Below are 11,557 nucleotides of genomic sequence, written 5' to 3'. Positions count from 1 at the left end.
CGAAAAACACTTTTTCGGATTTTTGCATAATACGAGCATATCGAGTTCTGTGTAATAACGCTTACTTATTTTTTCAGCAAAAAGCCGACTCCAGGAGCCGGCTTTAATAACAACATTTTCCGGGAAATAAATCCCCTAAATATTACAATAAATCAGCTGCAAGCTGTGCCAGCTTGGACCGTTCTCCTTTTTCGAGCATGATGTGTCCGCTGATTCCCTCTTGTTTGAACCGTTCCACGATATACGTCAGGCCGTTACTGGCAGAATCAAGATACGGATGGTCTATCTGTTCGGGGTCTCCCATCAAAATAATCTTACTGCCTTCACCGACCCTTGATACAATGGTCTTCACTTCATGGCGGGAGAGATTCTGGGCTTCATCAATAATGATAAACTGTCCAGGTATCGATCTCCCACGAATATACGTTAAGGCCTCCACCTGAATACTGCCAAGCCCCATTAGAATTTTATCGATATCTCCGGCTTTTTTGGTGTCAAACAAAAACTCCAGATTATCATAAATCGGCTGCATCCATGGACGTAGTTTTTCTTCCTTCTCACCAGGCAAGTAACCGATATCTTTCCCCATCGGAACGACAGGACGAGCAATCAACAGTTTTTTGTATTTATGATCATCCTCTACCTTAAGCAGACCTGCTGCAAGTGCCAGCAAGGTTTTCCCTGTTCCAGCTTTACCGGTGATGGTAACAAGCGGGATGTCATCATTTAAAAGCAATTCCAGTGCCATGCGTTGTTGTGCGTTACGTGCGCTAATGCCCCAGACATTGTCATTACTGAGGAAAAGCGGCTCCAGCTTTGTTCCCTCTGTATTTACTTTAAGCAAAGCCGATTTATTGGTTCCCATCTCATCCTTGAGAATGACAAATTCATTCGGATACAACGAATAAGACAACTGTAACGGTTTGATTGGTAAAAAACGATATGTGTAAAACTCATCAATCACTGACGGATGAACTTTTAGGGCCGTATAACCTGGATATAATTCACTGAGTCCTGCCGTCCGATCTGATAAGTAATCCTGTGTAAACAGACCAAGTACATCCGCTTTGATACGCACAAGTACATCTTTACTGACAAGCACGACCTGACGTTCGACTACTTCCTTTTCATTCTCCTCAATCTGATAATTCAGTGCGACAGCCAAAATGCGATTATCGTTGGACACTTCACCAAACATTTCCTGAACTTTCACGAAACTCCGATGATTCAGTTCTACTTTCAGGTTACCTCCATTAGCCAAAGGTACCCCACTGTGCAAGTGACCCAGCTCACGTAATCCGTCTAACAGTCTGGATACATTACGGGCATTACGCCCAATTTCATCGGCATTTCTTTTTTTGGAGTCGATCTCCTCCAGTACAACCGCGGGAATGATTACCTCATGTTCCTCAAAGGCAAATATGGCATTGGGGTCATGCAGAAGCACGTTGGTATCCAATACAAAAATCTTTTTCATTCAATCCCCTCCAAAGCGGCGTCGTTAAAGGCATGGATAGTGTGATCTTTCAGCAGCGGCATGGACAATCATGATCCCATACATAAATGTATTCGACTAGGGCAAAATAATTGTCAACCATTCTGAAAAACTCCAAGAAAGGATGAACATTTATGAAAATATGGGTTTGCACGCTGCTTCTGATCTTTATACTTACAGGTTGCAACAGTTCCACACGCAGCGCTTCTCAGGAACCGCATACGTCACATCCAAGAAGCTACGGAGGAAATGTAACAACTCAGCAAGATCAAGGGAAAGGATCTCACATGCTCAATGCACAGGAAGATCGGATGAATCCTTCACGTTTGGATCGTCTCAATGAGAATACAGGTGAAGTCCATGATACCAACATTGCTGATGATGCAAAGAGTGGCCGGATGCCCAATGAAAAACGAATCAATCACCTTAAAGCTCTTGCCAAGCAAGTGGAAGGTGTTGAAGATGCGAACTGCGTCATACTCGGTAATACAGCCGTAGTTGGCATCGATGTTGATGGTGAACTGGAACGTGCTCGGGTTGGTACCATTAAGTACGCTGTCGCCGAAGCACTTCGCAAAGACCCAGAAGGCTTGGATTCCATTGTTACTGCTGATGCAGATGTCACTGAACGAATTAAAGAAATTGGTGAACATATTCGTCAAGGGCACCCAATCTCCGGTTTTGCTTCAGAACTTGCTGACATGGTGGGACGAATTATCCCTCAACTCCCGAAAGACGTCAAAGTCCGTCAAAATCCGGATGAAAACGTGAATCAAAAACAACAAATGCAGCAGCTGCATTCATCTGACAAAAGACAACAAAAAGCCCAGTGATCTCTCACTAGGCTTTTTTCATGGCAGCAAAAACCTGCTCATCTAATTTCTCAGCAGCACGCTGATCATATATTTTGACATATTGAGGCATAGAGGACAATTGAGCGCCGTAAAACAGAGCATTCCTCACCGCTTCAATTGTAATGTCGAAACAGCACATATTAAATGGAACGTCCTGCAGCGGATCTTGACGTACCGCAGCACGTCCGTTCACTGCGTACACCGTCTCTTCTCCAAAGACAGTTACCGTAATGAGCGGATTAGTAATCATGTTATTCACTAAACGTGAACGATGATCGATCGCCAAACGAAAAGTAGAAGCATTCTCCGCATAAATCCAAGAGATGGCTGTTGAAGTCGGACCTCCGGATTCTACATCCACTGTGCTCAGAAGCACAAAGGTCTCATTCTTGAATTGCTGTAAAAGAGATTCAGTTAATTGTGTGACGGCTTCGGACATTCAACCAGCCCCCCTAACCTTCTTTATGCAATTCTTGTACTTGGTTTATGTTATTATAGCATACCGATTAACGTGCTTCCAATCCCAAAGGAATGAAGGTTATTCGCCTGAAGGTGAAGCCGTTACTTTACCTGAAAGTGTATCTTGTAAAGCCTGCTTTGCATTGGCAAGTTCCGTCTCATTAATATACACATATGGACTTCTCCACTCTCCGGTAACCGGAGTATAATGCACATCCGCGGTGGAAATGTTCCAATACGTCGAGATAAAGTTTTTCATTTGTTCCGATTCCACATCTGTCGTCATATTCTTGTCAACTGCACCAATCACTTTGCTGATCTTTGTAATGCCCCCAAGAGATTTCATCTGATCCAGCATGGAGTTCAGCACTTGGTTTTGACGTTTGTTACGATCAAAGTCATTGGATTCATCAGTCTTTGGATTACAATTGGATTTGCGGTAACGAACAAAATCTAGTGCTGCTTTACCATCGAGATGTTGTGCGCCTGCGACCAGATTGATATCTGTACCATCGGCTGTATCTCTATAACACATATTTTTATCCACAGTCACATCCACGCCACCAACGGCATTGACAGCATCACGGAATGCCTGGAAATTCAGGACGGTTGTATAATTAATATCTACATCCAAATACTTGCCCATCATTTCTTTCATCTGATCCTCTGCATTTTTTCCAGTGGTTTTTTCCTGTGCTTTGAATCTTGGATAATAGGAATTCAGCTTGTTGGATTTGTACCCATCCAATTGAATACGCGTGTCTCGAGGCAAAGATACAATGGTTGCCGTCTTGGTCTCGGGATTCAACGAAGCCACCATAACAACATCCGAGAGATATGTGCCAGTTTCAGGACGGTTATCTGTGCCTAATAACAGCATCGTGATCGGTTTGGTTGTGGCTGACATCCCGGGAGGTACCGGTTTATCGATGCCTGTGTCCACGACTTGATTGTATACCCAGTATGCATATCCACCGCCTACCACAATGGCAATAACCAATAGACTTAAAAGGATTCTGCCAAAAGCATTCATTCTCTTTTTCTTCTTAGGCTGCTTGCCCTTGCCATTCTTCGATCCAGAAGCACCAGATTGCGTTGGTGCCTGTCTCCGTGGAGGCAGTCCGTTCGAATTTGAGTTCATATCTTCAACACCTTTATCACATCTGTTTTTGTCTAAATAAAAGACAACCGCTTTCCCTAAGGAAAACGGATGGTCTGTACAAGACAGGATTTATGAGTTTCGAGCGGCAGCTTCCGCTTTTTTCTTTTGACGACCTTCAATAAAATAACGCACTCTCACTAACAACATCAAACCAACCGCGACCAACAAACATTGAATGATGGGCAGCTTGTCGATCTGAAAAATAAGAAGCATGAATGTGCCCATCGCCATCAAAATATAGAGAACGATTTCCTTACCAAGTGGCAATTTCTGACGTACCCGAAACACCTTGTTATATACGTAAGTAATCAATACAAAGATGACGATGTAGGCTACGATCGGGTGTGATGCGAACCATGCTTGCATGCACAGCCAGCTCCTTTCGTGTTCATGCTAGAATATAAGTTAACTATTGTGAAACCCTTTCGATAACTCTGAATAAAACACACATCGGAGGTGACCGTTCCGGTATCGGATCGTTCTTTTGATCGCTGTTATCCCCAGATTTTTTTGATCCATTTACTCAATGGTAAAATCCGGGGATAAAGGCGAACGCTTCGCTTCTGCAGAATCGATTCCGATCCCTTCACTACTTCCACTGTGCATAACATCGTTAACTTCTGTGTTTCATCAAATGCTAACTTATATAAATTATTTTGTTGTTATTAGGCTTTGGAAGCCATTTTGCGTTGTTTTTCTGCACGCTCACGCTCGGATTTATTCAGGATCTTCTTACGAAGACGAATAGATTTTGGTGTGATCTCACAATATTCATCTTCATTCAGGTACTCAAGCGCCTGTTCCAATGAGAAGATAATCGGAGTTTTAATTTTAACGGTATCATCTTTACCAGAAGAACGAACGTTAGTCAGTTGTTTTTCTTTGCAGATGTTAACTACGATATCATTGTCACGTGTATGTTCACCAACAATCATACCTTCGTAGATCTCAGTACCCGGCTCCAAGAAGAGCGTACCGCGATCCTCAACGCCCATCATGCCATAGAACGTAGATGTACCCGTTTCAGTTGAGATCAGTACACCTTGGTGACGTCCACCCACTTGACCGGATACTACTGGAGCGTAGCTGTCAAATGCATGGTTCATAACACCGTAACCACGAGTCAATGTCAGGAAGTTTGTGCTATATCCGATCAAACCACGTGCTGGAATCAGGAACTCCAGACGAACTTGACCACTACCTGTGTTAACCATGTTAACCATCTCTGCTTTACGTGCACCCAGGCTCTCCATTACGGAACCCATGCTCTCTTCAGGGATATCAATCAACAAGCGCTCAACAGGTTCCATTTTCTTCCCGTCAACTTCTTTAATGATAACTTCTGGTTTGGATACTTGAAGCTCATATCCTTCACGACGCATATTTTCAATCAGGATACCCAAGTGAAGCTCACCACGTCCGGAAACGACAAATGCATCCGGGCTTTCCGTTTCGTCAACACGAAGGGAAACGTCTGTTTCCAATTCTTTTAACAAACGCTCACGAAGTTTACGGGAAGTTACCCATTTACCTTCACGACCTGCGAATGGACTGTTGTTCACGAGGAACGTCATTTGTAGTGTAGGCTCATCGATTTTCAGAACTGGAAGTGCTTCTGGATTGTTAGGGTCGGCAATGGTTTCACCAATGTTGATGTCCTTGATCCCTGCAATGGCAACGATGTCGCCTGCTCCTGCTTCTTCTGTCTCAATACGTTTGAGACCCTGGAAACCGAACAGTTTCTCGATACGTGCAGTTTTGCTCTTACCATCACGCATAATAACCGTTACCGATTGTCCTTGACGGATCACACCGCGGTTAACACGACCAATGGCAATACGGCCAAGGTATTCATTGTAGTCCATCAAAGTAACGAGGAATTGAAGTGGTTCTTCAACATTTTCGGTAGGGTGTGGGATATGACTAACGATGGTATTGTAAATCGCCATCATGTTGTCATCCTGTTTTGCAGGATCATTATCCATGCTGGATGTTCCGTTCAATGCGGAAGCATATACAACAGGGAATTCAAGTTGTTGATCGTTGGCACCCAGTTCAATGAACAGGTCCAGTACTTCATCAATAACCTCAGTCGGGCGAGCCGCTGGACGGTCAATTTTGTTAACAACAACGATTGGTGTCAGGTTGTGCTCCAGAGCTTTACGAAGTACAAACTTCGTTTGTGGCATACAGCCTTCATATGCATCAACAACGAGCAATACGCCGTCAACCATTTTCATGATACGTTCCACTTCACCACCGAAGTCGGCGTGTCCTGGTGTATCCACAATGTTAATCAGGTAATCTTTATAAGTTATAGCCGTGTTTTTGGCCAAAATCGTAATACCGCGTTCACGCTCCAAATCGTTGGAGTCCATTGCGCGCTCCTGTACCGTTTCGTGATCACGGAAAGTACCGGATTGCTGGAGCAACTTGTCGACGAGCGTAGTTTTCCCGTGGTCGACGTGGGCAATAATCGCAATATTGCGAATGTGTTCTCTTGAATGCATGGTTTGTATCCATATCCTTTCCAATTTCAATTCTTATCTACTAAACTTCCCGCAATTTCGCAGGTTACTCACAAAATAAGCGTCGGTGATATCCCGACGCATGTCTATATCCCTTATATTATAGTTTATTATAGGTAAAAATCAAGATATTTCGCACGAAAAGACCATTGGGAATGTTACCAGCCTCTCCCTTGACGTCCTCGTCCAAGCAATAACCAGACTCCGCCCAAGATCAAAAGGACAGCAAGTACATAGATTATTCCTGTTTGCAGCAAGGTAAATCCGAATAATATGATGGACACCGCACCAAGGATCAAAGCTGCAGGTAACACATATTCCGGTCTTCGCCGTTCAGCCATTCCATATTCGAGTAACCCTATGGCGATCCCGAGCAAAAATGCTGGCCACAGCCTGCTCATAAGTCCAGCGCCCCATGTATTCGTTATACTGAATATAACACCATACACCGTTAGTATGCCGGCAGGAACGAGTGACCACGATGGTGAAATACGCGCATAATATAACGCATGAAGGGCGATGCCTGGCAGCAGGATCAGCAAAGGCCAGAAATTGCGACCAATAAATCCAAACACGCCAAACTTGCCAAGCAGAATAATAATTCCCGCAGCTGCAATAAATAGTCCAATCGCTTTTTCATTTCTCATCCTCATCTGCAATCACCTCTTATATCATGGCTATGTACTTTATTTCTTAATAAACGATACGCATTCCATACTGACTGTTGATTTTTAAGCCTGTAATCCTGCTTCTAGTGTATCCGATGTTTCGGCAAAAAACTATACTTTATGTCGCACTTTGCGTGTGTCCTTTACCTGTATTACCCTAAAATGTGCAACTTATGACTAGCCCAACGGTTGTTGTATTTACAAGCGTATTATCTCAACACAAAACCGCCTAAACCCGACAGTTCAGACGGTCATATGTTCAAGCTTTTATCCAAAATTAAACTATGCGTTCTTACGCACAAATTTATGTGCGCCTCCAATCGCAACCACAAGACAAGCCATTGCTACGGGTAGCAGCGTATGCACCTCTGATGCCATACCTCCCAGCCATTCTCCTAACTTGGGGTCTTTCATCACCATCTCACCTGCTGTGAAGGCTAAGATGCCTGCTCCGGCGAATACAAGAATCGGAAATCGCTTCAACAAACCAACAATTAACCCGCTCCCCCATACGACGATGGGGATACTGATTGCAATACCTATGACAATCAAAGCCAAATCTCCATCTGCCAAAGCCGCTATGGCCAAAACATTATCCAAGCTCATTACAAAATCGGCAATCAGAATGGTTTGAATGGCTTTCCAGGTCGTAGAAACTTCTCGAATATGTACTTCATCATCATTTTGAAGCAGCAGCTTTACTGCAATCCAGAGTAGCAACAGCCCACCTGCTGCTTGGATAAAGGGAATTCCCAGCAATAATACCGCTACAAAGGTTAATACACAACGCAGCAGCACCGCACCAAAAGCTCCCCACCATACCGCTTTTTTGCGTTGTATTGGTGGCAGATCCTTGCTGGCAAGCGCAATAACAACCGCATTATCTCCACTCAATACCAGATTGATCATCAAAATTTCAGTTAACAGCCATAGTGTATCCATGTCCTCATCCCCCCACATTAACTTGTATGTCAGAGTTGTCCATGCTATTCTTAATGATTGAACCGTATATAAGGAGTGACATATATCATGGAGCTATTTAGTCCCACATTCTGGCTGGCTTTGCTGAACGTTGTCTTTATTGATCTAATTCTGGCTGGGGATAATGCCATCGTCATTGGTCTCGCAGCTCGAAATTTGCACCCTTCCGTGCAGAAAAAGGCGATTCTATATGGAACTGGCGGTGCACTTTTGATTCGAATTTTAGCAACAGTTGTTGTTTTATGGTTGCTTAAAGTTCCGTGGCTCTTGCTTGTGGGAGGCATACTTCTGATCTGGATTGCCTATAAATTATTGGCGGATCAGGGAGATGAACACAATGATGTTCAGGCGGGAACTTCCTTGTGGACCGCTATTCGTACCATCGTGATTGCGGATGCAGCCATGGGATTAGATAACGTGATTGCAGTTGCTGGAGCTGCGCAGCAGCATCTCGTGCTTGTCATCCTTGGACTCCTAATTAGTGTACCTATTATCGTCTGGGGAAGTACCCTGTTTATCAAGCTAATTAATCACTTTCCTTGGATCATCTATGTCGGAGCCATTGTTCTCGGGTATACGGCTTCTAATATGATCACTGAGGAACAGCGACTTTTGCCTTACTTTACTGAGCATCCGGCACTGCGCATTCTCTTCATCGTTGTGGTTATTGCAGGTGTAGTCTTTGCAGGTTATCGCAAACGCTCCAGCAGTTCCAGCCACAAGGGATCTGGCGGGGAACAGCAACGCTCCTATTCGTAGGCTAATTTAAACTAAAAATTTCATCTGAATACAGCAAAGGACTGAACGATATTTCATCGGACAGTCCTTTTTTGCAGTTAACATAGCCCTTATTATGTCAGCCATGCTAATTTTTATTTAGTTTAGAACCAGTCATCCTTCATACCATTGTCTCCTGTCTGATTCGTTACCACAGAAGTTTCACCGGCGTGCAGTGTGATCGTTTCAGTTTGTTCCACCGCCTGATCCACCCATTCTGTCAGATGGCTCATTGTTGATTCTATTTTATCCACAATTCGAAGATTTGGATTGGTTGAAGGTGACTTTGGCACAAAGAGAGTACAGCAATCCTCATATGGCAAAATAGATATGTCATAAGTTCCGATCTGTTTGGACAGGGTAATGATCTCCTGTTTATCCATCATAACCAGTGGTCGCAACAGTGGCAGATCCGTCGCACGACCAATGACATTCATACTCGGAAGAGTCTGACTCGCTACTTGGCCCAAGCTATCCCCGGTGATCAGTGCCAATGCCCGCTCACGCTCGGCAAGTTTGGATGCAATTCGCAGCATTGAACGTCGCATCAGCGTAATAATCAGATTATCCTGACCTAGCTGGGTAAATGCCGTTTGGATCTCCGTAAATGGAACCAGATGCAGCTTGATTGTTCCTGCATGATCAGCAAGGGCACGCGCCAAATCAATGACTTTTTCTTTGGCACGCTGGCTTGTGAACGGATAACTATAAAAATGTACACATTCCACTTCAAGTCCACGGCGCATGGAAGACCAGGCTGCAACCGGGCTGTCTATTCCACCTGATAGCAGTACCATCGCTTTTCCATTCGTGCCCAGGGGAAACCCGCCTACTGCAGGAATGGTTTTGTTGAAAATATAGGTGCCCTGATCCCGAATTTCCACTCGCAGCTCAATATCAGGTTGGCGAACATCAACACTCAATTGCTGGAACTTCCGAAGGATCGGGGAACCGACCAAATGGTTCATTTCATGGGAAGAGTTCGGGAACTCCTTCCATACCCGCCTTACATTTACCTTAAATGTGGTGCCTTCTTTGAATTCGTCTTCCCTTTCGTCCATAAACGCAACTGCTGTTTTTACAATCTCATCAAGCTCTGATGGAGTAACTTTAACCGGACTAATCGACATCACACCGAATACCCGCTTCAGCACCTTAATCAGTTCAGTATGTGATTCACCGCCAAGATCCACGTAGACACGGCCATATTCTTTGCGAAGGCTCGCTCCTGGATAAGGTTTAAGCAAAGCTTTCACCTGTGTAATGATCGTTTTTTCAAATCGGGCACGATTTTTCCCTTTTAACATAAACTCTCCGAAACGGAGAAGCAGCATATCATATTTCATATTCATTACATCCGCCTTTCGAGGGGCCTCAACTGCCCCACCATCTGATGTAAAGCCTGTTCAAGCAAGGCTACATCTTCCTCTGTATGTTCATCTCCAAGACTAATACGCAATCCGCCACCAGCACAAGCTGCATCTCTGCCCATCGCAAGTAGAGCCCGACTCGGTTCAGCCGAACGCGATGAACAGGCAGATTGGGTCGATATGGTTACACCAAGCTGCTCCAAGGTGTGCAGCGCCACTTCTGCCTTCATCCCGGGATAGGAGAAGTGCACAATATGAGGTGCACCCTCTGTGCGACTGTTCAATTCAAATTCAGGAATGGCACGTATCGTTTCCATTAATCGATCACGGAACGCCGTTGTACGCCGGGCAAAATCAACCTGATCTTCTGCTGCCATTCGCATAGCCTTTGCCATGCCTACCAGCAAGGCCACGTTTTCGGTGCCTGCTCTTAGGCCTTGTTCCTGTGATCCTCCTGACAATAGTGGCGTAAGCTCCACCCCACTTCGCACATACAGGAGACCTGCTCCCTTCGGTCCACGAATCTTGTGAGCAGACAGACTGTACAGATCTGCACCCCAAGCAGCAGGTGTCGCCTCCATTTTCCCAAAACCCTGAACACCATCTACATGGAAAAGCACGCGTGGTGCTTTCTTTTTGAGCTGTTTGCCGATCTCTGCAATCGGATGGATGGCTCCTGTTTCATTGTTTACATGCATCAGACTTACAAGCACCGTGTCGGGCCTGATCGCGTCTACAACCTGCTGAGCATTCACCACACCAGCGGAATTGACAGGAATAAGCGTCACATCCCATCCCCACTGCTGCAATTGCATAAAACTTTCGTACACCGAGGCATGCTCGGTAGCCGTAGTGATGATGTGTCTGCCTCGTGACTGATAACGTAATGCCACACCTTTTATCGCAAGATTATTGCTCTCGGTCGCACCAGAAGTAAATACAATCTCCTCAGGCTTAACGCCGATTGCCGCAGCACAGCCGGATCGAGCACGACGCAGCAACTGATCGGCACGCTCTCCATACCCATGGATGGAGGACGGATTACCGAATTGTGTCTCCATAATTTCGGCCATCGTACGAATTACATCCGGATGGGGAGGTGTGGTTGCAGCATAATCAAAATATTTCAAATGAGGTTAGACCTCCCTTATCTCTTCGTTCATGAACCTACAGTGAGCATTGTAACACGATACCCGTACAACACAAAAAGACCAACCGGGAACAGGCGTTTCAAGCGCTACTGCTCCCACATTTGATCTTGTC

General features: G+C 44.9%; 11 protein-coding genes. 2 read left to right on the top strand and 9 right to left on the bottom strand.

Translation table 11 applies throughout. The features are described 5' to 3' along the window. Positions 1-142: 142 nt before the first annotated feature. Positions 143-1,477, bottom strand: coding sequence for a PhoH family protein (locus QF049_RS01295; protein WP_024628438.1), 1,335 nt, complete (start codon positions 1,475-1,477; stop codon positions 143-145). Between the two features lie 152 nt (positions 1,478-1,629). Here QF049_RS01295 and QF049_RS01290 point away from each other — a divergent pair, with 152 nt between their 5' ends. Continuing rightward, on the top strand, positions 1,630-2,328 hold the full coding sequence (locus QF049_RS01290; RefSeq protein WP_307534291.1) for a YhcN/YlaJ family sporulation lipoprotein: 699 nt from the start codon (positions 1,630-1,632) through the stop codon (positions 2,326-2,328). Between the two features lie 7 nt (positions 2,329-2,335). On the opposite strand, the gene QF049_RS01285 is transcribed toward QF049_RS01290, so the two are convergent. The 6 genes from QF049_RS01285 to QF049_RS01260 form a co-directional block, all read right to left on the bottom strand. After that, positions 2,336-2,788 (bottom strand): pyridoxamine 5'-phosphate oxidase family protein, encoded by a 453-nt coding sequence (locus QF049_RS01285; protein ID WP_307534288.1) that lies wholly within the window; start codon positions 2,786-2,788, stop codon positions 2,336-2,338. A gap of 99 nt (positions 2,789-2,887) precedes the next feature. Next, a complete protein-coding gene (locus QF049_RS01280; protein WP_307534286.1) occupies positions 2,888-3,949 on the bottom strand; it encodes an LCP family protein in 1,062 nt (353 codons plus the stop codon). Between the two features lie 90 nt (positions 3,950-4,039). Further along, the gene (locus QF049_RS01275; protein ID WP_036614990.1) at positions 4,040-4,336 is read right to left on the bottom strand and encodes a YlaH-like family protein; all 297 of its coding nucleotides are present in this window, start codon (positions 4,334-4,336) and stop codon (positions 4,040-4,042) included. 299 nt (positions 4,337-4,635) lie between these two features. Continuing rightward, positions 4,636-6,480 (bottom strand): translational GTPase TypA, encoded by a 1,845-nt coding sequence (typA, locus tag QF049_RS01270; RefSeq protein ID WP_307534283.1) that lies wholly within the window; start codon positions 6,478-6,480, stop codon positions 4,636-4,638. Positions 6,481-6,656: 176 nt separating this feature from the next. After that, positions 6,657-7,151, bottom strand: coding sequence for a hypothetical protein (locus QF049_RS01265; protein WP_307534281.1), 495 nt, complete (start codon positions 7,149-7,151; stop codon positions 6,657-6,659). Positions 7,152-7,448: 297 nt separating this feature from the next. Beyond that, the gene (locus QF049_RS01260; RefSeq protein ID WP_307534278.1) at positions 7,449-8,108 is read right to left on the bottom strand and encodes a TerC family protein; all 660 of its coding nucleotides are present in this window, start codon (positions 8,106-8,108) and stop codon (positions 7,449-7,451) included. Between the two features lie 87 nt (positions 8,109-8,195). Here QF049_RS01260 and QF049_RS01255 point away from each other — a divergent pair, with 87 nt between their 5' ends. Beyond that, positions 8,196-8,906, top strand: coding sequence for a TerC family protein (locus QF049_RS01255; protein ID WP_047843768.1), 711 nt, complete (start codon positions 8,196-8,198; stop codon positions 8,904-8,906). Between the two features lie 122 nt (positions 8,907-9,028). Here the strand turns inward: QF049_RS01255 and thiI are convergent, their stop codons facing one another. Both thiI and QF049_RS01245 read right to left on the bottom strand, forming a co-directional pair. Beyond that, the gene (thiI, locus tag QF049_RS01250) at positions 9,029-10,270 is read right to left on the bottom strand and encodes a tRNA uracil 4-sulfurtransferase ThiI (RefSeq protein WP_307543054.1); all 1,242 of its coding nucleotides are present in this window, start codon (positions 10,268-10,270) and stop codon (positions 9,029-9,031) included. 5 nt (positions 10,271-10,275) lie between these two features. Next, entirely contained in the window at positions 10,276-11,424 is a 1,149-nt protein-coding gene (locus QF049_RS01245) for a cysteine desulfurase family protein (RefSeq protein ID WP_307534275.1), read from the bottom strand. Positions 11,425-11,557 lie beyond the last annotated feature (133 nt).

This window comes from Paenibacillus sp. W4I10, assembly GCF_030816325.1.
Lineage (GTDB): Bacteria > Bacillota > Bacilli > Paenibacillales > Paenibacillaceae > Paenibacillus > Paenibacillus amylolyticus_B.
This window is presented reverse-complemented; position numbering and strand designations above follow the sequence as displayed.

Excerpts from the sequence above, each read along its gene's own strand:
- QF049_RS01265 (WP_307534281.1), bottom strand. The coding sequence starts at position 7,151 with ATGAGGATGAGAAATGAAAAAGCGATTGGACTATTTATTGCAGCTGCG.
- QF049_RS01295 (WP_024628438.1), bottom strand. The coding sequence starts at position 1,477 with ATGAAAAAGATTTTTGTATTGGATACCAACGTGCTTCTGCATGACCCC.
- QF049_RS01290 (WP_307534291.1), top strand. The coding sequence starts at position 1,630 with ATGAAAATATGGGTTTGCACGCTGCTTCTGATCTTTATACTTACAGGT.
- QF049_RS01285 (WP_307534288.1), bottom strand. The coding sequence starts at position 2,788 with ATGTCCGAAGCCGTCACACAATTAACTGAATCTCTTTTACAGCAATTC.
- QF049_RS01280 (WP_307534286.1), bottom strand. The coding sequence starts at position 3,949 with ATGAACTCAAATTCGAACGGACTGCCTCCACGGAGACAGGCACCAACG.
- thiI (WP_307543054.1), bottom strand. The coding sequence starts at position 10,270 with ATGAAATATGATATGCTGCTTCTCCGTTTCGGAGAGTTTATGTTAAAA.
- QF049_RS01260 (WP_307534278.1), bottom strand. The coding sequence starts at position 8,108 with ATGGATACACTATGGCTGTTAACTGAAATTTTGATGATCAATCTGGTA.
- QF049_RS01275 (WP_036614990.1), bottom strand. The coding sequence starts at position 4,336 with ATGCAAGCATGGTTCGCATCACACCCGATCGTAGCCTACATCGTCATC.
- typA (WP_307534283.1), bottom strand. The coding sequence starts at position 6,480 with ATGCATTCAAGAGAACACATTCGCAATATTGCGATTATTGCCCACGTC.
- QF049_RS01255 (WP_047843768.1), top strand. The coding sequence starts at position 8,196 with ATGGAGCTATTTAGTCCCACATTCTGGCTGGCTTTGCTGAACGTTGTC.